The organism is Mumia xiangluensis, assembly GCF_010994095.1.
Taxonomy (GTDB): domain Bacteria; phylum Actinomycetota; class Actinomycetes; order Propionibacteriales; family Nocardioidaceae; genus Mumia; species Mumia xiangluensis.
In genome coordinates, this window is sequence record NZ_WJYO01000006.1 from 47,081 (window position 1) to 70,104 (window position 23,024).

The window sequence follows — 23,024 nt, forward strand, 5'->3', positions numbered from 1 at the left end:
TACGGTCGCGACATGGACGACAACACAGCAATCCGGCCGTACCGTCTCGACATCCCGCAGAGCGACCTCGACGACCTCCACGACAGGCTGAGGCGTACGCGGTGGCCCGACTTCTCGGCGGGCTCCGACTGGAGCAGGGGAGTGCCGCCCGACTACCTCCACGGGCTCGCCGACTACTGGCTCGACGGCTTTGACTGGCGGGCCCAGGAGGCCCGGCTCAACGAGATCCCGCAGTTCGTCACGACCGTCGACGGGCAGGACGTGCACTTCTTCCACGTGCGCGCGGCCGAGCCCGGCGCGATGCCGCTGGTGCTGACGCACGGCTGGCCGAGCTCCTCTGTCGAGTTCCTCCAAGTGATCGGCCCGCTGACCGACCCCAAGGCCTCGGGCGGCGAGTCCGCGGACGCGTTCGACGTCGTCGTGCCGACGCTGCCCGGCTACGGCTTGTCCACACCGTTCCACGCGGGGTGGGGCAACCTCTTCCAGGTCGCGCAGGCGTGGACGGAGCTCATGCGGCGCCTCGGCTACGACCGCTACGGCCTGCAGGCGACCGATGCTGGCGCCGGCGTCGCCGGGATGGTCGCGATGGTCGCTCCCCAGCAGGTCATCGGCATGCACCTGACCGGCACGGCCGCGGGGACGCCGTTCGGGCCACCCCTGGACCCCGACGACTTCGAGGGTGAGGACCGCGACCGCATCGTACGGTTCAACGAGTACCGCGACGACGGTCTCGGCTACTTCCAGCTGCAGGCGACGCGGCCGCAGACGATCGCGTACGCGTTGACCGACTCGCCCGTGGGCCAGCTCGCGTGGATCGTCGAGAAGTTCCACGAGTGGACCGATCCCGCCGTGGAGCTGCCCGACGAGGCCGTCGACCGTGACCAACTCCTCACGAACGTGTCGTTGAGCTGGTTCCGGCAGGCGGGTGCCACGTCGGCGCACGGCACCTACGAGGGCATCCAGGCGTGGAAGCAGATGATGGCGCAGGCCGGGGACTCGGGTCACGGATCCGAGGGGTGGGAGTCGCCCGAGGCGCCGCCCACCGGGTACGCGGTGTTCGCGGCAGACACCACGGTGCGCTCGCTCGCCGACCCGGCAGGGGAGATCGCGCACTGGTCGAACTTCGACCGCGGCGGACACTTCCCCGCGATGGAGGTGCCGGACCTGTGGGTCGACGACGTCCGGGAGTTCTACCGGCCGTTGCGCTGAGGACACGTCACGAGGGTGCGCGCCCGCGTGCTGCCCACGCGCTGGCCCTGAGGGTGAACGGTGCGTCCGGGAGCCGCGCGCGACAGCGTTCGCGCACCGCGGCGACGCCCGCGGGGTCACGACCCGCGACGTACGCTCCTGCAGGTCCCACGCCGAGGGTGAACGGCTCCCACCACTCCTCGAACGTCGAGAACGGCACTGCGACCGTGAGGACCGACGTCTCGGGGTCGGTGAAGCCGGCCTGAGCGAACAGCTCGGCGAGGTGGCCCTCGCGGCTGCCCGCGAGACCGGACTCGTCCGGGGCATGTGGGTCGACGTCGTGCACGGCGCTCCAGAACGGCGAGAGCGGACCGGTCCCGCCCTCGTGGTCCCACACGCACGCGGCCACCCACGCGTACGGCGCCGCAACCCGCCGCATCTCGCGCAGGCCCTCGACCGGGTCGGCCATGAAGTGGACGACGAGCTGGGCGAGGACCGCGTCGAAGGTGCCGTCGGGGAACGGGAGGTTCTCCGCGGAGGCGCGTCGCACGTCGACCTCGGGAAGCCGCGCGCGGACGGCCGCGATGAACGGCGCCGACGGGTCCACGGCGGCGACCGACGCCGCTCCGACGACCGCCGCGAGCCGGGAGGTGAGCGCGCCCGGTCCGCATCCGACGTCCAGCGCCCGCCGACCTCTCTCGAGGTCGGCGAGCCGGACGAACTCGTCGGCGAGCGGCTCGGAGAACCGGCCCATGAACCGCTGGTACGACGTGGCAGCGACGTCGAACGACATGGTCCGCAATCTACGACGTGTGCTGTGCCGTTGCCTCGGTCCTTGCCTGCGTCCTTGCCGCCAGGATCTCGAGGTAGTGCGGGTTGGACATGATCCCGAGGATGTTGCCGAACGGGTCGACCACGGACGCCGTCACGAACCCGGAGTCGTCGCCCTGCTCGGTGACCGGGAGGTGGAGCGTGGCGCCGAGGGCGAGAAGCCGGTCGAGCGAGGCCTGCAGGTCGTCGACGTGCCAGTAGGCGACGACGCCGCCCGGCTGGTCAGGACGGTCGGCGGGGGCGTACCGGCTGTCGATGATCCCGAGCTCGTGCTCGTAGTCGCCGATCCGGAACTCGACGTACGCCGGGGTGCCCTCGGCGGGAAAGGCGTAGTACGCGTCGATGCCGAGAACCTCGGCGTACCAGGATCGCGCGGCGGTGAGGTCGTCGGCGTAGAAGCTGAGGGTGGTCAGTCCGCGAAGCATGTCGTGTTCCTCTCGTGGGGTTGGTGAGATCCATCATTCCCTTCAAAGTGCTCACCAACTGATCACTTTCTTTGCGAGACTCGGGACATGCGCGCAGACCGGCTCGTCGCCACCCTCCTGCTCATGCAGTCACGCGGGCGTGTCACGGCCGCCGAGCTCGCCGGTGAGCTCGAGGTCTCGGTCGCGACGGCGCGGCGAGACCTCGAGGCGCTGTCGGCAGCAGGCGTGCCGGTCTATCCGCAGCCCGGACGCAACGGCGGTTGGTCGCTGGTCGGAGGCGCACGCACCGACCTCTCCGGCCTGACCTCGACCGAGGCTCGCGCGCTGTTCCTGCTCGCCGGGCCGGCGGCGGCGAGGACACCTGAGCTGCGGTCGGCGCTGCGCAAGCTCGTCCGTGCCCTTCCTCAGACCTTCCGGTCCGAGGCTGAGGCCGCGGCAGAGGCGGTGCACGTCGACGCGACGCCGTGGGGCGGCGCCGACCGTCCGCGGCCGCCACTGGTCGACGAGATCCAGGACGCTGTCGTACGCCGACGTCGGGTGAGGCTGTCGTACGCGGGACGCACCGGGACGAGCGAGCGGCTCGTCGATCCGTGGGGCCTCGTCGACAAGGACGACCGCTGGTACCTGATCGCGGGGACGGAGGCCGGGCGGCGGACCTTCCGCGTGGACCGTGTGCGCGCGGTCGAGATCACCGAGGAGCCGTTCGATCGCCCGGACGACCTGGCGCTGGAGACGGCGTGGGCGGAGGTCGTCGACACGATGGAGCAGCGGCGTTCGCCGGTCTCGGCGGTGGTGCTCGCGGACGCACGGTTCGTACCGATCCTGCGCGACCACTTCGGGCGGCACTGCACCCCCGAGCCGTCCAGCGGCTCCGACGGTGTGGTGCGGGTGCGGGTCGCGGCTCACACGGCGGTCTCGGTCGCCGAGCAGCTCGCGGGTTGGGGGGCACGCGTGCGCGTGGTCGAGGGCGACGCCGTACGCGCCGAGCTAACGCGGATCGGTGCCGAGCTGGTCGCGCAGTACGAAGTGTGACCTCGCGTGGCGCCGCCCACACCGGCCACCCCGCGGAATGCACGCCGGCGGCGGTCGGTTTGGACCGGTATGAGAGCTGTTGCGTACGAGAAGTTCGGGAACGCCGACGTCCTGGAGGTCCGCGACCTCCCCGAGCCGCACATCGGCCCTGACACGGTGGTCGTGAGGGTCGTCGCCGCCGGGGTCAACCCGGTCGACTACAAGATCCGCGAGGGCTACCTGCAGGGGCTGATCGACGTCGACTTCCCGGTGGTCCCCGGCTGGGACGTCGCCGGTGTGGTCGAGAAGGCCGGGCTCGACACGCCCGAGCTGGAGGTCGGTGACGAGGTCTTCGCGTACGCCCGCAAGGACGTGGTCGGCGGAGGGACGCTCGCCGAGTACGTCGCGGTCCCCGTGCGGACCGCTGCCAAGAAACCGGAATCGGTGTCGTTCGAGCAGGCAGCGGCGGTCCCGCTGGCCGGGCTGACGGCGCTCCAGACCGTCCGGCGCTCCGGACTCGACGAGGGGTCGACCGTCCTGGTGCACGCCGCCGCCGGTGGCGTCGGCTCGTTCGCCGTCCAGCTCGCCGTGCATGCCGGTGCCCGCGTGGTCGGCACCGCCTCCGAGGGCAACCACGACTACGTACGCTCGCTCGGCGCCGAGGCGGTGGAGTACGACGACGGCCTCGTCGAGCGTGCGCTGCGCGTCGCGCCGGACGGGTTCGACGTGATCCTCGACTACGTCGGCGGCGACGCGATCGACACGGCCGCAGCGCTGCTGAAGCCCGGCGGCAGGATCGTCTCCATCACCGACCCACGCGCTCGTTCGGAGCTCGGAGGCGACTACGCGTGGGTCCGTCCCGACGCCGCCGATCTGGCCGAGCTCGCGCGGCTGGTCGACGACGGCGTCCTGCGGGTCGAGGTCGCGGAGGTGTTCGACCTCGAGCACGCCGCCGACGCGTACCGCGCCGTCGAGACCGGCCACACGCGCGGCAAGGTCGTGGTGAGGGTCGGCTGATCGTCCGGCTCGACGCGCCGGGGTGAGCACGCGGTGGCGTAGGTTGCTGGGATGCGACGTGCGTACGCCCCGCTCCTCGTGAGCGCGCTGGTGCTGCTGTCCGCGTGCGCGTCCTCGACCGTCGACGGCACGGACTCCGAGGGCTCTGACTCCCCGAGCGTGACGGTGCCGAGCGCGGCCGTCCCGAGCGCAGCCACTCCGCCCGCCTCGACGACGGCACCGACGACGGCGCCGTCCGCCGTGGATGCGTCGGTGCTGCGCGTCCGCGCGACACAGCGGCCGACGACGCGCTCGTGCGGACCGGAGGACGTGACGCTCTCGCTCACCCCGATCGAGGCGGCACTCGGGCACCGCTACTCCCGGGTGTCGCTCCGCAACGTCTCGGCCGCGCCCTGCACGGTCGAGGGCTATCCCGGTGTCGGCGGTCGCGGCGAGAGCGGCGACCCGCTCGCCTTCAGGGCGGAGCAGCAGCAACGTACGGGGGAGCCCACCCAGGTCGCTGTGGTCTCGTTGCGGCCGGCGGGGGAGGCGTACGCGAACGTCGAGTGGGGCGGTGCGCTCGCCGGCGCGGAGACCGAGCGGATCACGGGCCTCGCCCTTCAGCTCGCGCGAGGGCAGCGGCCGGTCGTGGCGGGGACCACCGAGTCCCTCGACATCGGGAACGGTACCCGCGTGCGCGTCGGGCCGTGGGAAGCAGGGTCCGCGACGGCGCGTGCAGCGGCGTGCAAGGTCGGGCCGCGCCGTACGCCGTCAGGGGTGAAGCGGTTCTGGACGAAGGACAAGCGCTGCTACACCTCGGTCTGGTTCGCCGGCGCTCACCGGCGGATGATCCCGTACGGATGCACGCGCGCGCCTTGGTACGCGCCCTCGTCGCGCTGCACGGGCGGCAGGGGGTTCCACCACGGGCTCGACATCGACATGCCGAGGCGCACCCCTGTCTACGCGGGGGTGTCCGGCCGGATCGTCACGCGGGGGATCGGCACGGCGTACGGCAGCCGGGCGGTGATCATCAGGTCCCGCGGCCGTGACGTCCTCGTCGGTCACCTGCGCTCGCGGGCCGTGAAGCACGGGGACCGCGTCCGCAAGGGTGACCTGATCGGTCGGAGCGGAGCTCGCGGGGCGCCGGACGGACCTCACCTGCACCTGGAGGTGCGACCGGCACGCGGGTCGTACCGGTCTGCCGTCAACCCGCGTCGCGTGGCGGGGCTCCAGGTCGTCTGACCGTCGGCGTGCGGCGCGATCGAGAGCCGTTCACTCCCCGGCGCCCTCGTGCGGGTCCCTGGTCACACCACCGGCGACCAGGTGCAGGCCGACACCGACGAGGAGAAGCCCGGCGCCGTACAGCCACACCTCCCACGACTGCTGCGTGAGGAGGAGGACGCACGACAGCACACCGAGGACCGGGACGAAGGTCCAGACGCGGAAGTGCTCGTGCCCCACCTCGTCTCGCCGAAGCACCAGCACCGCAACGTTGGTGCTGATGAAGACGAGCAGGAGGAGCAGCACAACCGTCTCGGCCAGCGTGCCGAGGTCACCGACGAGGGTGAGTCCCATCGCGACGAGCGTCGTGGCGAGGATCGCCGCCCACGGCGTACGGCGGTTCGGCAGGACCGCTCCGAGCGCTGCCGGCAGCAGGCCTCGTTCCGCCATCCCGTACGTCAGGCGGCTCGCCATGATCATCGTCAGCAAGGCGCCGTTCGCGACCGCCACGAGCGCGATCGCGCTGAAGAGCTCGTCGGGGATGCCCAGGTCGGTCGCCTCGACCACGGCCGTCAGCGGGCCGGACGAGGCGGCGAGCTCCGAAGGCGGCAGCGCGATCGCGCTCGCGACGCCCACGGCGACGTACACGAGGCCGGCGACGACGAGTGCACCGAAGAGCGCCCGCGGATAGACACGCGAAGGGTCACGGATCTCCTCGGCGATGTTCGCCGACGTCTCGAAGCCGACGAAGGAGTAGTACGCGATGATCGCCGCGCTCAGCGTCACCGTGACCGGGGTCGCGCCGTCGGGAAACTCGAGCACCCGTTCTGCGTCGCCCCTGCCGTCGCCGACCATGATGGCGACGGCGACCACCACGAGGACCAGGCCACTCACCTCGATCACGGTCATCACCAGGTTGGTGCCCATGGACTCACGGATGCCGCGGGCGTTCAGCGCGGCCACGACCGCGAGAAAGACGATCGCGGCGAGCGTCGTCGGCACGTCGGCGAAGGTGCCGAGGTAGTCACCCGAGAAGGCGAGCGCGAGCCCTGCGGCGCTGGTCACACCCGCGGCCAGCATGCAGAACCCGACGAGGAACGCGAGCAATGGAGACCCGAAGGCCCGCTCTGCGTAGATCGCCGCACCGCCCGCTCGGGGGTACTTGGTCACCAGCTCTGCGTACGACCCGGCCGTCAGAAGAGCGAGCAGGAGAGCGACAAGGAGCGGCAGCCACACCACCCCTCCCACGTCTCCCGCGAGCACCCCGATGAGGGCGTAGATCCCTGCTCCGAGGACGTCGCCGAGGATGAAGGCGAACAGGAGCGGCCCCGTGATCCGGCGGTCGAGCCGTGTCTCGCTCGAGGTGAGATCGGTCGCGCTATCGGTGGAGGCCATCTTTCGACCCTGGCAGAGCGCTGCCTCGAGCGCCGACAGCCGTGGCAGCGAACGGGGACGCGTCAGCGCGCGAACGGGCCGCTCAGGACCGCCCACTGAAGAAGCATGATGGTCTTGGCGTCGACGACGTCGTGTCCGATCCGCGCGATCGCGTCATCGATCCCGAGCTCGACGACCTCGATGTCCTCGCCCTCCTCGGCGATGCCGGCGCTGGTCCCCGCCCAGCGGTCGCCCTCGTACGGGGCGGCGAAGAAGTGCAGCTTCTCGGTGACTGAGCCGGGGCTCATGTAGACGTCGAACACGTGCGTCACCTCGCCGACCTCCACGCCGGTCTCCTCGGCGGCCTCGCGCCGGATGGCGGTCTTGGGGTCGTCCTCGTCGAGGAGGCCGGCGGCGGCCTCGAGGAGCATCCCGTCGGGGTGCCCGTTGACGTAGACGGGGTAGCGGAACTGCCGTGTCAGGAGGACGGTACGGCGCTCCAGGTCGTACAGGAGGATCGTCGCGCCGTTCCCGCGGTCGTACGTCTCTCGGCGCTCTGTCGTGACCGTTCCATCCGGACGCCGCCGGTCGTACGTGGTCGCGCGCAGCACGAACCAGTCGCTGGCGAGCAGCTCGACCTCGCGGACGGAGATGTCGGGGTTGCCGTCGAGGTCGAGTCCGGTCAGGTGCAGGCCCGTACGTCCCCGACGGTCCGGCGTGTCAGCTCCTGCGATCATCTGCGTCGCCTCGTTCGTGGCCGTCTGCGGCGCGACCCGGATGCGTCGATGCTGGCCTCATGCAGCGTGACACGGCCGGCGGAGGCGACCGCATCCGCCCCGGCGACTTCGTCGAGGACTTCGCGGGGGCCGACCTGGACCCGACGGTCTGGATCGCCAGCTACCTGCCGGCGTGGAGCTCCCGTGCTGCGGCCGCGGCGACGTACGCGGTGGCCGACGGCGCGCTGACGCTGTCGATCCCGCCGGCGCACCCGCTGTGGTGCCCCGACCTGCACGACGGCCCGCTCCGTGTCTCGGCGGTGCAGTCGGGGAGCTGGTCGGGCCCGGTCGGGAGCACGCGCGGTCAGCAGCCGTTCCGCGAGGGACTCGTTGTCCGGGAGGCGCAGCCGACGCTGGCCGGGTTCACTCCCACGTACGGGGTGGTCGAGGTGACCTGCCGTGCGGAGATCGGTCCGCGCTCGATGTTCTCCGCGTGGATGGTCGGCGTCGAGGACGAGCCTGAGCGGTGCGGCGAGATCTGCCTGGTCGAGGTGTTCGGAGACGCGGTGACCGTGGGAGAGGACGGGCGACCCGTGGTCGCGTACGGCGCCGGGATCCACGCGTTCCGCGACCCTGCGCTCGTCGAGGAGTTCCGGACGGAGCCGGTCGCGCTCGACGTCGCGCAGAGTCACACGTACGGGGTCGACTGGCGGCCCGGTGCCGTCGACTTCCTCCTCGACGGCGCTGTGGCGAGGACGGTCGCCCAGGCTCCTGCCTACCCGATGCAGCTGATCCTCGGGGTGTTCGACTTTCCTGATCGAGCGAGCGCGGGGGAGCGCGAGGGCCGGCTCCCGACACCGACGGCGCGGCTGGTGGTCGAGCGGGTTGTCGGACGCCTGTACGAGGATGGGCGGTGATGGACACCGTGAACCCGCTCGAGCAGCTGACCCTGGACGACCTGCGCACCCGGACGAGCGCGAAGTGGCGGGTCTACCCGCCTGACGTGCTTCCTTCGTTCGTGGCGGAGATGGACGTGCCCCTCGCGGAGCCCGTCGTGCGCGCGGTGACCGACGCCGTACGCCGTGGCGACACGGGGTATCCGAGCGGGACCGGGTACGCCGAGGCGCTCGCCGCCTTCGCGTCGAAGCGGTGGACCTGGGACGGGATCACGGTCGCCCGGACGGCGATGGTGGCGGACGTCATGACGGGACTGACGGAGGTGGTCAGGCTCGTGACAGAGCCGGGATCCCCGGTGGTCGTGAGTCCGCCCGTGTACCCGCCGTTCTACGGATTCATGGCCGCGGCGGACCGCGATGTGGTGGAGGCCCCGCTGGGCGCCGACGCGCGGCTCGACCTCGAGACCCTGGGCGACGCGTTCGAGCGCGCGGCCGCGTCCGGCCGACCCGCTGCGTACCTGCTGTGCAACCCGCACAACCCGACGGGCGTCGCCCACACGCCCGCCGAGCTGGCGGGCGTCGCCCGGCTGGCGCGCGCCTTCGGGGTCCGGGTGGTGGCGGACGAGATCCATGCCCCGGTCGTGCTGGACGGATCGAGCTTCACCCCGTACCTGTCGGTCGACGGAGCGGAGGACGCCTTCTCGGTGATGTCCGCCTCGAAGGCCTGGAACCTCGCGGGGATGAAGGCAGCCATCGTGCTCGCGGGCGAGTCGGCGGAGAGTGACCTCGCACGGATGCCGGAAGTCGTCGCGCACGGTGCGAGCCACCTGGGCGTCGTCGCGCACACCGCGGCGCTGCGCGAGGGTGCGGAGTGGCTCGACGCCGTGCTCGCGGGGCTGGCGGTCAACCGCGACCACCTTGCGGCGGAGCTGACGGCGCGGCTGCCGGAGGTCGGGTTCCGAGCACCGGAGGCGACCTACCTGGCGTGGTTGGACTGCCGCGGTCTCGGGCTCGGGGACGACCCCGCCGAGGTGTTCCTGGAACGCGGGCGGGTGGCGCTCGGGTCGGGCCTGCCGTTCGGGGCCGGGGGCGCCGGGCACGTCCGCGTCACCACGGCGACCTCGCGAGCCGTCTTGTCGGACATCGTGGAGCGGATGGCGACGGCGGTGGCCTAGCCACGACTCGCCCACAGGGTCGGGGGAGGCGATGTCGTCCACAGGGCAGGTCACGGGTCGGGCGAGATGTCGGACGGGTGCGAGACCCTGGACACATGTTCGATTCGGGCATCATCGATGATCTTCGCGAGGCGTTCGACGCCGTCGCGTCGATGCCTGTCGGGCTGGCCGACGCCGCTCAGACGCGTGCCGTGATCAGAGACCTGCAAGCGATGTCTGACCGCATCGAAGGGCTCCGGGCGACCTATCTGCACCACATGGACGAGACTGGCGCGTACGCAGACGAGGGCGCGTCGTCGACGCTGGCCTGGGCGCGTCGCGAGCTCCGGCTGAACGACGCCACCACGAGGCGGCTCAGAGCGGCCGGACACACGATGCGGGTTCTTCCGGGAGTCGGCGAGGCGATGCTCGCAGGAGACGTGCGTCTGGACCACGTCGCCCACTTCACGAGCGGCCTCCGCCGGATCGACCCAGCAGTCTTCGCCGACGCGACGGACGCCATCCTGCTTCCGCTGGCGAAGCAGGCCGCTCCGAGTGACCTTGCCTCGGCCATCGACCGGCTCGACGAGGTGACGCACCCGGAGAAGCTCGACGAGGCGTGGAAGCGCGGGATGGACAAGCGGGACGTGCAGGTGAACCGCGCCGGCGACGGATACCACCTCGCCGGGTTCGTCGACATCACGCTCGGCGCGAAGCTCAGGGCGTTCCTGGTGGCCGCGTCGGCGCCGCGAGGTCCCGGCGGTTGTGAGGAGGTCGGGGACGGTGCCAATGGTGGTGATGGTGCCGGTGGTGGTGGTAGTGCCGGTGGTGGTGGTGGTGGTGCCGGTGCTGTTGGTGCCGCGGTGAAGGACGACCGGACGCCGGCGCAGCGTCGTGCCGATGCGCTGCACGACCTCGTGGACGCCGTCATGGTCGACGGGCTCCCCGGCGAGGGCGGCGTGCGACCGCAGCTTCACGTGACCGCCGACGCCGAGTGGCTCGTACGCCAGCCGGGAGCGGCGCCTCCGGCCCTCGACGGGTTCGGTGTCGTCGGCCCCGAGCTGTACGGCCTGCTCGCCTGCGGTGCAGACCGCACACCGGTGCTGACCAGCGGGACGACCGACGGGCCGACGCCCTATGCGTCTGTCCTCAACGTGGGCCGGACCCGCCGACTTGCGACGCGCGCGCAGCGGGTGGCCGCGCGCGTGCGCCAAGGTGGTCACTGCGCCAACCCCGGCTGCGGCAACACGCATCTCGAGCTCCACCACGTCGCGTGGTGGAAGCGTGACGGCGGACCGACCGACCTCGACAACCTGGCCGGCCTCTGCCGCACGTGCCACATGGCGGTGCATGCCGGACAGCTGCACGTCGAGGCGGACGGACACGGTGGGTTCGTCTTCCGTCGAGCCTTCGGCACCCCGCGCGCAGTGATCGAGGACCGGGAGCGGCTGCATCGGACCCGTCTGCGTGACTACCTGCGCGACCTGAGCGCCGCGCGGGACGGCTCGCCGGTCAGAGTCCGCGAGCAGCGTGCTGACGGGCCCTCGAATGCGGCCCGGCACGTAGGCGCGGCGTCGCCACAAGGCAGCCTCGAGCGCCATCGCGACCGCCACACGATGACTCCCCGGACGTGACCCGCCGGGCCGCCCACTCGGTGCGTCCTCGCCGTGAGCGCGCTGATCGCGGGTCAGACCGCGATCGACAGGGCGAGGAGCCCGACAGCCAGGAGCGGCATGGTTCCTTGAGCGACGGCCGCGCGCAGTCGTTCTGGCGAGCGCGCGACGAGCACCACGGCGGCGGCGAGCATCGATCCGCAGCCCGCGAAGACGAGCGCACGGCCCGCGTCGGTCTGGTCCGTGGCAAGCAGCACGAGGCCGACGACGGTCACGACGGCGAGGAACAGGTTGTAGAAGCCCTGGTTGTACGCCATCTCCCGCGTGGCGGCAGCCTCGTCGGCTGTCATCTGAAACGTGCGACGGGTGCTGGGGTGCTCCCACCGCAGCGACTCCATGACGAAGATCCAGACGTGGAGCACGGCGGCGAGGGCAGCGAAGACGGCGGCGAGAACGGTCATGCCTGCATGATCCGCCCTCCTGGACGCTCAGCCGGGGATGGTTGCCGTGTCGATGACGAACCTGTAGCGGACGTCCGACGCGACGACGCGCTCATACGCCTTGTCGACGTCGTCTGCCGTGATCGTCTCGATCTCCGCGCCGATGCCGTGCTGAGCGCAGAAGTCGAGCATCTCCTGGGTCTCGCGGATGCCTCCGATGTTGGACCCGGCGAGGCGGCGGCGACCGCCGATCAGGGAGAACGCGTGGAACGACTGCTTGTTCTCAGGGGCGCCGACGAAGACCATCGTGCCGTCGAGCTTGAGAGTGCGGAGATAGGCATCGACCGGGAGGTCGGCGGACACCGTGTTGATGATGAGGTCGAACGCGCCCCGCAGGCGGCGCAGCGTGTCCCGGTCCCCGGTCTCGTAGTGGTCAGCGCCGAAGCGGAGACCGTCGTCCTTCTTCGAGAGCGTGTGGCTGATGACCGTGACCTCGGCGCCGAGCGCATGCGCGATCTTCACGCCGAGGTGGCCGAGCCCGCCCATGCCGACGACGGCGACCTTCGTGCCGGGCCCGGCGCCCCAGTGCTTGAGCGGCGAGTACGTGGTGATCCCGGCGCACAGCAGGGGAGCGGCGACGTCGAGCGAGATGCCCTCCGGGATCCCCAGGACGTAGTTCTCGTCGACGACGATCTGCGTCGAGTATCCGCCGTACGTCACGGAGCCGTCGGCGTACCGGCCGTTGTACGTCTGCACGTTGCCGCGGCTGCAGAACTGCTCCTCGCCCGCGACACACGCCTCGCACTCTCGGCACGAGTCGACGAAGCAGCCCACGCCGACGCGGTCGCCCACGCGGTAGCGCGTCACGCCAGGTCCCACCGCGGCTACGACGCCCGCGATCTCGTGGCCGGGAACCATCGGGAAGATGGCGGTGCCCCACTCCTCGCGTGCCTGGTGGATGTCGGAGTGGCAGATGCCCGCGTAGGCGATGTCGATGAGCACGTCGTGCTCGCCGATCTCGCGCCTCTCGACGGTGGCGCGCTCGAACGCAGCCCCGGCGGATGCGGTGACCAGGGCAGGGACGGTGATGCTCATCGGCTCTCCTCGACGGCGCGGGTGGGGACTCGGCGAGTCTTTCAGACCGGTGGTCGCGCGTCCGAGGGCCTATCGCCTTCGGCCCACCTCGGCACCCGCCAGCCACGCCGGTAGATCCTCGGGAGCACTCGGCTCCGGATCGGTGATCCGGGTGGCGAGCCCGTCGGGGTGGAGCATCGCCGGCCACGGGTCTGCGAGCGCGGCGATCACGGCGTCCTCGTCGAGCCCTGCGCGCACCATCGCGGCGATCTCCCGGGCGTTGATCGCGAGCGGCAGCTCGCCGTTGCCGAGGTCTGTCCCGTAGAGGACGCGGCCGCCGGCGGCGTGGAAGCGCGCCAGGTTGTCGATGGCGACCTGCTGGGACTCCACGTCGTCGCGGTGGATGTCGAGGGTCGTGATCCAGCGCTGGCCGCGTGAGACCGCCTCACGGACGAGGGTGTCGTCGAGCCGCTCGGACCAGGGCGTGTGCGCGAGGACGTCGACGCCCGCGCCGATCGCGAGCTCGGCGGTGCCCGACCCTTCGACGTGCGCGACGACGGGGACTCCTCGCTCGCCCGCTGCATGCACGAGGGCGCCGAGCGTCGGTCCGTCGGGCACGGGCCCGGCCTCGCGGTTGAGGGTCACCTTGATCGCGGAGGCGCCGAAGGAGACCTGTTCGTCGATCGCGTCCGCGGCCTCGGCGGGGGAGCGGACCTCTCGAACCGCGCCGTCGGGGCACCATGCGCGATCACTCGGGTAGCCGCCCGGCGCCGTGAGGAAGGCGCCGACGAAACGGACGTACGGGGCGCCCTGGTCGCCAGCCCCGGTCGCCTCCCGCGCCATCGCCGCGACGACCGCTGCGTTCCCGCCGAGGTCGACCACCCCCGCCAGACCTCCGCCGCGCAGACGCAGGCTGTCGATGAGCTGGAGGTGCACGTGATGGTCGACGAACGGGGGGAGCCAGACCGCCACGTCAGCTGCCGATCTCGGTCCGGACCGCGAAGAGCTCCGGGAAGAAGGTCAGGTCGAGCGCGCGCTGGAGGAACGGAACCCCGCTCGAGCCTCCGGTGCCGCGCTTGGTGCCGATGATGCGCGACACCGTCTTGAGGTGACGGAACCGCCAGAGCTGGAAGTTGTCCTCGAGGTCGACGAGCTCTTCGCACGTCTCGTACGCCGCCCAGTTCGCGTCGGCGTCGGCGTAGATCGCCGTGAGCACGGGGACGAGGTCGGAGCGGAACGTCCATGCCTTCGTGACGTCGCGCTCGAGGATCTCAGCGGGTACGGGGTAGCCGGCACGGGCGAGGTAGCGGAGGAACTCGTCGTACAGGCTGGGCGCGTCCAGCACCGCGCGCAGGATCTCGCGGTGCGCTGGCTCGGCGTCGAAGACCGCGAGCATGGCGGCGTTCTTGTTGCCCAGCACGAACTCGACCGCACGGTACTGGTACGACTGGAAGCCGCTGGCGTTGCCGAGGACACCGCGGAACTCGGCGTACTCCGTCGGGGTCAGCGTGGCGAGGACCGACCACTGCTCGGCGAGCGTCCGCTGCACGTGCTTCACGCGCGCGATGCGCTTGAGCGCTGGGCCGAGCTCGTCGTCGCGCAGGTGCTGGCACGCGCTCTCGAGCTCGTGCAGGACCAGCTTGAGCCACAGCTCGGTGGTCTGGTGCTGGACGATGAAGAGCAGCTCGTCGTGGTGCTCGGGGCGGCTGATCGGCCGCTGCGCCGACAGCAGCGTGTCGAGGTCGAGGTACCCGCCGTAGCTCATCCGGTCGTGGAAGTCGGTGACGACGCCGGCCTCGACCGCGCGGGTGTTGTCGCGCACGCCCTGCTGTCGTTCTGGGGTGCCGGCTTCTGCGGGATCTGACTCTGGGTGGCTCGACTCTGGGTGGCTCACCCCATCACGGTAGCGATGTGACGGGCGCCACGGTTCACCCTCGACGCAGGTGCGCTAACTTAGGCAAGCCAAACCTAATTTCTCGAACTCGCGCACACTGTCCGACGTCGTAGGACCGCCACAGGAGTCCGCATGAACCTATCGCCCTTGCTGACCAACAGCACCGCCGACGAGTACGCCCGGACGGTGCACGCCGTGGTCGAACGGATCGCCGGCCAGGTCCGTGACTGCGACGCGCCCTTCTCCGGGACCGCGCGGGAGGTCCTCGAGCGCAAGGTCACGAGCGTCGACCTCGACGGCTCGCCGATCGGCACCGACCGTGCCCTCGACGAGGTCGACGCCTTGTTCGTGCAGGACGCCGTGTGGTTCCACCACCCCGCGTACGCCGCACACCTCAACTGCCCCGTCGCCATCCCGGCCGTCGCCGCGGAGGCCGTCCTCGCCGCGGTCAACACCTCGGTCGACACCTACGACCAGTCGACCGTCGGCACGTACATGGAGCGTCACCTGATCGGCTGGACCGCTCGCCGGATCGGTTTCGACGGGGGCGCGGGCGTGTTCACCTCCGGCGGGACCCAGTCGAACCTCCACGCTCTCTTCCTCGCCCGCGAGCACGCCCTGTCAGTCCACGGGTCCGGGGTCCTCGCGGCGGCCGAGCGCAGCACGCTGCAGCAGCGGATGCTCGTCCTCGCGACGGAGCACAGCCATTTCAGCGTCCAGAAGTCGGCCCTGCTCCTCGGGCTCGGCGAAGGCGCCGTCATCTGCGTGCCGACCGACCGGGACGGGCGGATGGACGCGGACGCTCTCCGGCTGACGCTGGACGTCATCGAACGGACGGGACGCATCGCGATGGCGGTGGTCGCCACCGCAGGCACGACCGACCGGGGATGCATCGATCCGCTCCGAGGCGTCGCGGACGCGTGCGACAGCGCCAGGACCTGGATGCACGTCGACGCCGCGTACGGGGGTGGCCTCCTCGTGTCGCCGACCCGCCGCCACCTCCTCGACGGCATCGAGCGTGCGCACTCCGTGACGGTCGACTTCCACAAGAGCTTCTTCCAGCCCGTCTCGTCGAGTGCGATCCTCGTCCGAGAAGCAGCGGACCTGGCACGTTCGGGGTGGCACGCCGACTACCTGAACCCCGACGACGCCGACGAGCCGAACCAGGTCGACACCTCGCTCCAGACCACCCGGCGCTTCGACGCCCTCAAGCTCTGGACGACGCTGCGGGCCCTGGGCGCCGATCGGATCGGAGCGATGTTCGACCGCGTGCTCGACCTGACGGTCCAGGTCCACCGCATCGTGGAGGACGCCCCGGACCTGCACCTTCTCGCGCGGACGGACCTCAGCACCGTCCTGTTCCGCTACCAGCACGGAGGCATGTCCGACCTGGAGGCGGACCGCCTGGTGCCGGTGATCCGCGCCGCCATGCTGGCGTCCGGTCGGGCCCTGGTCGCGAAGACGGTGGTCGACGGCCGGCCGTGCCTCAAGCTCACTCTCCTCAACCCGGACACTACGGCGGAAGACGTGCGCGGCGTCCTGGCGATCGTGAGGGCGACAGGGGAGCGGGGTCTCGACTCCCTGCGTTCGCTCGACCTGGCGGAGGATCGCGCGCTCCTCGCGAGCGGGGCGGTGGCGCGATGACGTACGACATCGTCGGCATCGGCATCGGGCCGTTCAACCTCGGCCTCGCCTGCCTCACAGACCCGCTCGCCGACCTCGAGGCGGTGTTCCTCGACGAGTCACCCGGGTTCCGCTGGCACCCGGGGATGATGATCGAGGGCGCGACGATCCAGGTCCCGTTCCTCGCCGACCTCGTGACCATGGCGGACCCGACCTCCCGCTTCTCCTTCCTGAGCTTCCTGAAGGCCAGCGGCCGCCTCTACCCGTTCTACATCCGGGAGAGCTTCTACCCTCTGCGGGCGGAGTACGACGCGTACTGCCGGTGGGCGGCGGACCAGCTCACGTCGCTGCGGTGGGGGCGGCGGGTCGTGGCGGTCGAGCACGACCCCGGCGGCGACACGTACGTCGTGCGCGCGCGGCTCGGTGACGGGACCGTCGAGGCGTACCGGGCAAGGCACGTCATCCTCGGCACCGGCACGCGACCGACGCTCCCGAGTGCTGCGCGGGACCTCGAAGGACCGTGGCTGCACAGCGCCGACTACCTCACGCACCGTGACGCGCTGCGCTGCGCAGGCTCCGTGACGATCGTGGGGAGCGGTCAGTCCGCGGCGGAGATCTACCGTGACCTCCTCGAGGATGCGGACGACCACACGTACCGGCTCGACTGGATCACTCGATCGCCGCGCTTCTTCCCGATGGAGTACACGAAGCTGACGCTCGAGATGACGTCGCCGGAGTACACCGACCACTTCCACGCGCTGCCGCTCGAGCTGCGGCAGCTCCTCGGACGCGAGCAGCGCGGTCTCTACAAGGGGATCAGCGGCGACCTGGTCGACGACATCTACGACACGCTCTACCGCAAGAGCGTCGCAGGCCCGGTGCCGACGACGCTGCTCACGGACACCGCCCTCGTCGACGCGCGGTGGGAGGGAGGCGAGTTCGTCCTGACGCTGCGGCACGAACAGCTCGGCGAGGAGCACACACGGCGGACCGACCGCCTGGTCCTGGCCACCGGGTACGCCGCCACGGTCCCGGACTTCCTCGACCCGGTGCGCCACCGGCTCGCGTTCGACGAGCTCGGTCGGCTCGCGGTCGGCCGCGACTACTCGGTCGACGGGGGACACCGGCGCGTCTTCGTCCAGAACGGTGAGGAGCACACGCACGGGCTCACCGCACCCGACCTGGGGTTCGGCGCCTGGCGCAGCTCCACGATCCTCTCCGCGATCGCGGGACGCGAGGTGTATCCGATCGAGCACCGCATCGCGTTCCAGGAGTTCGGGGTGCCGGCCGGCGCCACGACGATCGCGGCCCAGGCCCGGTCCCAGGCCCGATCACGAGCGAGTGTTCGATGAACGCGCGTCACCACACCGCGGTCAGCGGCATCGGGCAGATCTCGCTCGAGCCCGTGGAGCCCGCTCGCGACGCAGCCGTGGTCCACCGGTGGCTCCGCGATCCGCACGCCGAGTTCTGGCGGATGGGCGGTCTCGATGTCGGCGCGGTGGAGGAGTACCTCTCCGGCATCGCCGCTGACCCGCACCAGGACTCGTGGCTGGGCAGGATCGACGGTCGCCCGACCTTCCTCGCCGAGACGTACGATCCGGCGCACGTCCTGCTCGTCGGAGTCCACAAGCCCGAGCCCGGTGACCTCGGGATGCATCTGCTCGTCTCGCCGCCAGGCGACCGTCCTCGCAGCGGACTGACAGGCGCGGTGATGGCGGCGGTGATGCGGTGGTGCTTCGACGCCCTCGGCGCCGCACGGGTCGTCGTGGAGCCGGACGTGCGCAACGCAGCCATCGGCCGCAAGAACGCCGACGCCGGGTTCCGGGTGGTCCGCGACGTCGTGCTCGGCGACAAGGTCGCTCGCCTGTCGACGTGCACCCGGGACGAGTTCGCCCGCAGCATCCTCGGAGGTCCACGATGAGCCACGACGCCCCCCACCTGCAGCCGCACACGATGGAGAACGCGCAACGCCACCTCGTCGCGAAGGCGCTGTCGGAGTTCGCGCACGAGCGGCTGCTCGCCCCTGTGCCGGTCCCGTCCCCGGCCCCCGGTGCCGACGCGGGCGGCGCGGACGCGGACGCGTACGAGGTGCCGCTCGTCGGCGGATCGGTCGTCTACCGGTTCTGCGCGTGGCGGCTCGCGCTCGAGCACTGGGTCGTCGACGAGGGCAGCCTGACCCGGACGGTCGACGGCGAGCCACGGGCGCTCGACGCGGCAGAACTGGTGAGGGAGCTGCAGCCACTGCTGGACATCCCCGACACGCTCCTCGCCACCTACCTCGAGGAGGTGGCGGCGACGCTCGCCGCCGCGGCGTACAAGAAGCACCAGGGCGGTCCGACGGCGACCGAGCTGCTCCACGCGGACTTCCAGGACGTCGAGTCGGCCATGACCGAGGGGCACCCCGGGTTCGTCGCCAACAACGGGCGGATCGGGTTCGGGCTCGACGCCTACCGCCGGTACGCCCCCGAGGTCGGGCGCCCCTTCGCGCTGTTCTGGCTCGCCGCGCGCAAGGACGTCACGCACCTCGCGCTCGGTGCCGGACTCGACGAGACGACGCTGTACGAGGGTGAACTCGACGTCTCGGAGCGGGCACGATTCGTCGACCGGCTGCTCGACCTCGGTCTCGACCCTGCTTCGTACCGGTTCCTGCCCGTCCACCCGTGGCAGTGGGACACACGGATCTCCGTCACCTTCGCGCCCGACGTCGCCCGTCGCGACCTGGTCCCGCTCGGTCCCGGCGCCGACGCCTACCAGGCCCAGCAGTCCATCCGGACGATGTTCAACCGGTCACGGCCCGACCGTCACTACGTGAAGACGGCGCTCGCGATCCAGAACATGGGCTTCCTGCGCGGTCTCTCGCCGGCGTACATGCGCGCGACGCCGGCCATCAACGACTGGGTCGCAGACCTCGTCTCCACCGACGCGACGCTCGCCGAGTGCGGGTTCTCGGTGCTGCGAGAGCGGGCGTCCATCGGCTACACAGGCGACGTCTACCACCGGACACCGACGCCGTCCGCGCACCGCAAGATGGTCGCGGCGCTCTGGCGGGAGAGCCCGGTCACGCGGGTCGCCCCTGGGGAGCGTCTCGCGACGATGGCGTCGTTGCTGCACCGCGACGACGACGGGCGGGCCTACGCGACCGCGCTGGTGCGAGCGTCAGGGCTGAGCGCGCAGGAGTGGGTGGGCGCGTACCTGGACGCCTATCTCCGTCCCGTCGTGCACTGCCTGCTCGCGCACGATCTCGCCTTCATGCCGCACGGCGAGAACGTCATCCTCGTCCTCGCGGACCACGTGCCGCGCCGGGCGATCATGAAGGACATCGGGGAGGAGGTCGTCCTGCTGCGCGAGCGCGCCGTGCCGGAGGGCGTCGCTCGGATCGTCCAGCCGGTCGACGACGCCGAGAAGGCGCTGGCCGTCTTCACCGACGTGTTCGACGGGGTGCTGCGGCACCTCGCGGGGATCCTGCACGTCGACGGCGTGCTCCGCGAGGACGCGTTCTGGACCGTCGTCGCCGACTGCGTAGGCCGCCACGCAGCCGACCACCCCGATCTGGACCCGCGGGTCGACCTGAGGGCCGACCGGTTCGCGCACTCGTGCCTGAACCGGCTCCAGCTGCGCAACACTCTCCAGATGGTCGACCTCTCCAGCCAGTCGGGCTCGCTCATCTACGCCGGTACGCTCGCCAACCCGATCGCACGGACCGCGATCCGGGTGCCGGCATGACGGCGCGCCTGTTCCGTGACGCGTACGGCGTGCCCCACGTCCGTGCCGACACCTGGCTCGAGGTTGCGGGGGCCCAGGGTCGCGTGACCGCGCTCGATCGCGGCGGGCAGATCCAGGTCGAGCACTGGCGGTCCACGGGCACGCTCGCGGAGCACATCGGTGCTGAGGGCGTCCCGTGGGACAGGTTCGCGCGCGCTGCGCGGCTCGCCGACACCGCGAGCCGCGCGTACGACGCGCTCGACGCCGAGGACCAGGACTGGGTCGCCGCGTACGTCGGCGGCGTGAACGCCGTGCTGCCGGAGGCCGACTGGCCGGACTGGGCGCCCCTGGGCATCCTCCATGTCGCCCACGTCCTGTTCTCCGACCTCCCGACGCTGCTGTGGCGCGAGCACGTGGACCGGGCCCTTGGGCCGGTCCTCGGTGACGGCGCTGCCGACCTGTTCCAGCGGGACGTCAGCGGATCGGGCAGCAACGCCTGGGCTCTCCACGGGAGCCGGACGCGCTCCGGACGGCCGCTGCTCGCCGGCGACCCGCACCGGGTCATCGAGATCCCCGGCGTCTACCAGCAGATCCGCCTCGCGGGACCGGACGGGGACGTGCTCGGGCTGGCCTTCCCCGGCGTGCCGGGCATCGCCCACTTCGGCCACGCCGGCACGGTCGCATGGGGCATCACGAACGCGATGGCGCACCACGTCGACGTGTTCCGCGAACTCCTGCGCGGGACTGACGCCGGCGGCGTCGAGGCGTACGGTCCGTCCGGCTGGGAGCCCGCCGCGGTCGGCCGGGAGCGGATCAGGGTGCGAGCCGGTGCTCCGGCCGACGGCGGTGTCGGTGTCGGTGTCGGGGTCGGTCCCGGTGTCGACGATGCCGCAGGCGATCGTGCCGACGAGTCTGTCGACGCGTTCTGGGTCGAGACACGGCGCGGCCTCGTGGTCGCGGCGCTCGACACCCTGCCGCGAGCCGGCGTCGAGACGGTCGCGTACGCCGCCCGCATCCCGGCGCGCGCGTCCGCGGACGTCGGCGCCGCGGCACTCCGCCCCCTCTTGCGGGCACGGTCGACCGCTGACGTGGTCGCGGCGTTCGGGCGGTGGGTCGACCCCGTCAACCGTCTGCTCGTCGCCGATCGTGACGGGACGGTCCTGAGCCAGACCGTCGGTCGAGTCCCGGCGAGCAGTCATGCGGCGCGCAGGCTTCCGCTCGACGCCTGGGCAGAGCCGGGCGACGAGGTCTGGCGGCCCATGCCACCGGCGCGTGAGGTCGTCGAGACGCACGTGGACGCGAACGAGCCGCCGGAGGACGCGGCGGTGGATCTCGGGTACGCGTACGCGGCGCCGTACCGCGCGTCCCGCATCCGCACGCTCCTCGCCGAGCTGATCGAGGACCGTGGGCCCCTGGACGTCGCCGACATGCCGGTCGTGCACGGCGACACGCTGTCCCTCGCGGCGGACGCGTTGCTGCGTCACCTCCCGGACCCCAGCGGCGCGCCGCTCACCGATGCTGCGCAGGCGCTCGTGACGCGTCTGCGCCGGTGGGACCGACGGATGGACGCCGACAGCGCCGACGCCGCGGTCTTCGCCGCCTGGCGGGCCGCGGTCGCCGCACGACTGTCCGCCCACCCGGCGCTCGCACCGCTTCACGCGGAGCACGGCATGGGGGCGGTGTACGACCCGTGGTGCGACGCGCGCGGACGGATCGGGGACGGCATCCTCGCCCTGGTCGACGGTGCCGCGGTCGTGGCGCTCGGGATCGACGTACGACCGCTGGCCCGCGAAGCGCTCGAGGAGGTCGCCGCGGGGGAGTGGGGCCAGGCCGACGCCCCGCGATGGGGCGACCAGCACCGGCTGGAGCCCGTACAGGTGTTGGCCGGCGTGCCCGGTGCGACCTTCGTACGTCTGCCGCCTGCTGGCCAGTCGGATGTCACCCTGTCCGGAGACTCCGACACCGTGCGCTCCGCGGCGACGACGCCGGGCGTGAGCGATCTCTGCTGGCGGGGCTCGGTCGCGCGCTGGATCTGGGACCTGTCCGACCGGTCTCGGAGCCGGTGGGGCGTGCCGTTCGGGGCGGCCGGAGATCCCGCCAGCCCGCACGCCACCGACCAGTACGCGGCCTGGCTCGAGGCCGCCACCGTTCCCGTCGTCACCGCCTGGGACGACCTCACCGAGGAGCCGCTGCCATGACCGTGAGACTCCAGGACCGCCTGCGCACCGGGGCCCCCGGTGCCGTGCTGCGGCACGACGAGATCCCCGGCTTCGGGACGGTGACGGTGCGGGTGCTCGACCCGGTCGCCGACCTGGAGACGCTCCACCGGTGGGTGACGCAGCCGCGTGGGCGCTTCTGGGGCCTCGCCGAGCTGGACCGCGACGAGCTGCGGGACCTGTACGCGTACGTCGACGGCCTCGAGACCCACCACGCCTTCCTCCTGTGCCGCGACGACGAGCCGTTCGCGCTGCTGCAGACGTACGCGCCGGAGCACGATCCCGTGGGGGAGTGCTACGAACCGCGCGCGGGTGACGTCGGACTGCACTTCTTCCTCGGCGAGCAGGTCGCCGACCGCGAGACCCAGTGGGCGGTGCTGGTGCGGACGATCGTGGGTTTCGTCCTCGGCCCTCCGGGCGCGCGGCGGATCGTCGTCGAGCCGGACGTCGGCAACGCGCGCGCGACCGCGATGCTGGACGGTCTCGGCTTCGAGATCGGCCCCGAGATCGCGCTGCCCGACAAGACCGCACGGCTGGCGTTCCTGGACGACGCGCGCGCGAAGTCCCTCGAGGCAGCCGTGTGTCGCGTGCTCGGCGCGGCGTCCGACCACTAGGCTCGCGACCGCATCATCCGCACGCAACGCGTCGGC

At 71.6% G+C, this 23,024-nt stretch carries 21 protein-coding genes; 13 read left to right on the top strand and 8 right to left on the bottom strand.

The features are described from left to right. Window positions 1-12: 12 nt before the first annotated feature. Window positions 13-1,209, top strand: a complete 1,197-nt coding sequence (locus GH747_RS17820) for an epoxide hydrolase family protein (protein WP_149770984.1) — start codon at window positions 13-15, stop codon at window positions 1,207-1,209. 7 nt (window positions 1,210-1,216) lie between these two features. Here the strand turns inward: GH747_RS17820 and GH747_RS17825 are convergent, their stop codons facing one another. Further along, complete coding sequence (locus GH747_RS17825) at window positions 1,217-1,981, bottom strand: class I SAM-dependent methyltransferase (RefSeq protein ID WP_149770985.1); 765 nt, start codon at window positions 1,979-1,981, stop codon at window positions 1,217-1,219. A gap of 10 nt (window positions 1,982-1,991) precedes the next feature. Then, window positions 1,992-2,444: a VOC family protein gene (locus GH747_RS17830; RefSeq protein ID WP_149770986.1), complete on the bottom strand. Its 453-nt coding sequence runs from the start codon at window positions 2,442-2,444 to the stop codon at window positions 1,992-1,994. A gap of 87 nt (window positions 2,445-2,531) precedes the next feature. Here GH747_RS17830 and GH747_RS17835 point away from each other — a divergent pair, with 87 nt between their 5' ends. From GH747_RS17835 to GH747_RS17845, 3 genes are all read left to right on the top strand, one after another. Beyond that, window positions 2,532-3,476 carry a helix-turn-helix transcriptional regulator gene (locus GH747_RS17835; RefSeq protein ID WP_149770987.1) on the top strand — a complete coding sequence of 315 codons (945 nt, stop codon included), beginning with the start codon at window positions 2,532-2,534 and terminating at the stop codon, window positions 3,474-3,476. Between the two features lie 69 nt (window positions 3,477-3,545). Then, complete coding sequence (locus GH747_RS17840; protein WP_149770988.1) at window positions 3,546-4,472, top strand: NADP-dependent oxidoreductase; 927 nt, start codon at window positions 3,546-3,548, stop codon at window positions 4,470-4,472. A gap of 51 nt (window positions 4,473-4,523) precedes the next feature. Continuing rightward, a complete protein-coding gene (locus GH747_RS17845; protein WP_149770989.1) occupies window positions 4,524-5,693 on the top strand; it encodes a peptidoglycan DD-metalloendopeptidase family protein in 1,170 nt (389 codons plus the stop codon). A gap of 30 nt (window positions 5,694-5,723) precedes the next feature. Here the strand turns inward: GH747_RS17845 and GH747_RS17850 are convergent, their stop codons facing one another. Beyond that, window positions 5,724-7,067 carry an APC family permease gene (locus GH747_RS17850; protein ID WP_149770990.1) on the bottom strand — a complete coding sequence of 448 codons (1,344 nt, stop codon included), beginning with the start codon at window positions 7,065-7,067 and terminating at the stop codon, window positions 5,724-5,726. A gap of 62 nt (window positions 7,068-7,129) precedes the next feature. Beyond that, complete coding sequence (locus tag GH747_RS17855; protein ID WP_149770991.1) at window positions 7,130-7,783, bottom strand: NUDIX domain-containing protein; 654 nt, start codon at window positions 7,781-7,783, stop codon at window positions 7,130-7,132. Between the two features lie 59 nt (window positions 7,784-7,842). On the opposite strand from GH747_RS17855, the gene GH747_RS17860 reads away from it, so the two are divergent. From GH747_RS17860 to GH747_RS17870, 3 genes are all read left to right on the top strand, one after another. Next, the gene (locus tag GH747_RS17860) at window positions 7,843-8,679 is read left to right on the top strand and encodes a glycoside hydrolase family 16 protein (RefSeq protein ID WP_149770992.1); all 837 of its coding nucleotides are present in this window, start codon (window positions 7,843-7,845) and stop codon (window positions 8,677-8,679) included. Further along, entirely contained in the window at window positions 8,679-9,833 is a 1,155-nt protein-coding gene (locus GH747_RS17865; protein WP_149770993.1) for a MalY/PatB family protein, read from the top strand. The genes GH747_RS17860 and GH747_RS17865 overlap by 1 nt, the downstream gene beginning before the upstream one ends. A gap of 95 nt (window positions 9,834-9,928) precedes the next feature. After that, a complete protein-coding gene (locus GH747_RS17870; protein ID WP_149770994.1) occupies window positions 9,929-11,446 on the top strand; it encodes an HNH endonuclease in 1,518 nt (505 codons plus the stop codon). Between the two features lie 53 nt (window positions 11,447-11,499). Here GH747_RS17870 and GH747_RS17875 read toward each other — a convergent pair whose 3' ends face one another. The 4 genes from GH747_RS17875 to kynA form a co-directional block, all read right to left on the bottom strand. Beyond that, entirely contained in the window at window positions 11,500-11,886 is a 387-nt protein-coding gene (locus tag GH747_RS17875; RefSeq protein WP_149770995.1) for a DUF1304 domain-containing protein, read from the bottom strand. A 27-nt stretch (window positions 11,887-11,913) separates the two neighbouring features. After that, window positions 11,914-12,960, bottom strand: a complete 1,047-nt coding sequence (locus GH747_RS17880) for an NAD(P)-dependent alcohol dehydrogenase (RefSeq protein WP_149770996.1) — start codon at window positions 12,958-12,960, stop codon at window positions 11,914-11,916. A gap of 69 nt (window positions 12,961-13,029) precedes the next feature. Beyond that, complete coding sequence (locus GH747_RS17885) at window positions 13,030-13,911, bottom strand: amidohydrolase family protein (protein WP_149770997.1); 882 nt, start codon at window positions 13,909-13,911, stop codon at window positions 13,030-13,032. Between the two features lies 1 nt (window position 13,912). Further along, window positions 13,913-14,761 carry a tryptophan 2,3-dioxygenase gene (kynA, locus tag GH747_RS17890; protein ID WP_228552988.1) on the bottom strand — a complete coding sequence of 283 codons (849 nt, stop codon included), beginning with the start codon at window positions 14,759-14,761 and terminating at the stop codon, window positions 13,913-13,915. A gap of 204 nt (window positions 14,762-14,965) precedes the next feature. On the opposite strand from kynA, the gene GH747_RS17895 reads away from it, so the two are divergent. Genes GH747_RS17895 through GH747_RS17920 form a run of 6 tightly spaced genes read left to right on the top strand, consistent with a single transcriptional unit; the run spans window position 14,966 to window position 22,988 of the window. Then, complete coding sequence (locus GH747_RS17895; protein ID WP_149770998.1) at window positions 14,966-16,477, top strand: pyridoxal phosphate-dependent decarboxylase family protein; 1,512 nt, start codon at window positions 14,966-14,968, stop codon at window positions 16,475-16,477. Next, a complete protein-coding gene (locus tag GH747_RS17900; protein WP_149770999.1) occupies window positions 16,474-17,808 on the top strand; it encodes a lysine N(6)-hydroxylase/L-ornithine N(5)-oxygenase family protein in 1,335 nt (444 codons plus the stop codon). The genes GH747_RS17895 and GH747_RS17900 overlap by 4 nt, the downstream gene beginning before the upstream one ends. Then, window positions 17,805-18,377 (top strand): GNAT family N-acetyltransferase, encoded by a 573-nt coding sequence (locus GH747_RS17905; protein WP_149771000.1) that lies wholly within the window; start codon window positions 17,805-17,807, stop codon window positions 18,375-18,377. The genes GH747_RS17900 and GH747_RS17905 overlap by 4 nt, the downstream gene beginning before the upstream one ends. Then, on the top strand, window positions 18,374-20,179 hold the full coding sequence (locus GH747_RS17910) for an IucA/IucC family protein (protein WP_149771001.1): 1,806 nt from the start codon (window positions 18,374-18,376) through the stop codon (window positions 20,177-20,179). Before GH747_RS17905 ends, GH747_RS17910 begins: the two co-directional genes overlap by 4 nt. Next, the gene (locus GH747_RS17915; RefSeq protein WP_149771002.1) at window positions 20,176-22,356 is read left to right on the top strand and encodes a penicillin acylase family protein; all 2,181 of its coding nucleotides are present in this window, start codon (window positions 20,176-20,178) and stop codon (window positions 22,354-22,356) included. Before GH747_RS17910 ends, GH747_RS17915 begins: the two co-directional genes overlap by 4 nt. Beyond that, window positions 22,353-22,988: a GNAT family N-acetyltransferase gene (locus GH747_RS17920; protein ID WP_149771003.1), complete on the top strand. Its 636-nt coding sequence runs from the start codon at window positions 22,353-22,355 to the stop codon at window positions 22,986-22,988. Before GH747_RS17915 ends, GH747_RS17920 begins: the two co-directional genes overlap by 4 nt. Window positions 22,989-23,024: the final 36 nt, after the last annotated feature.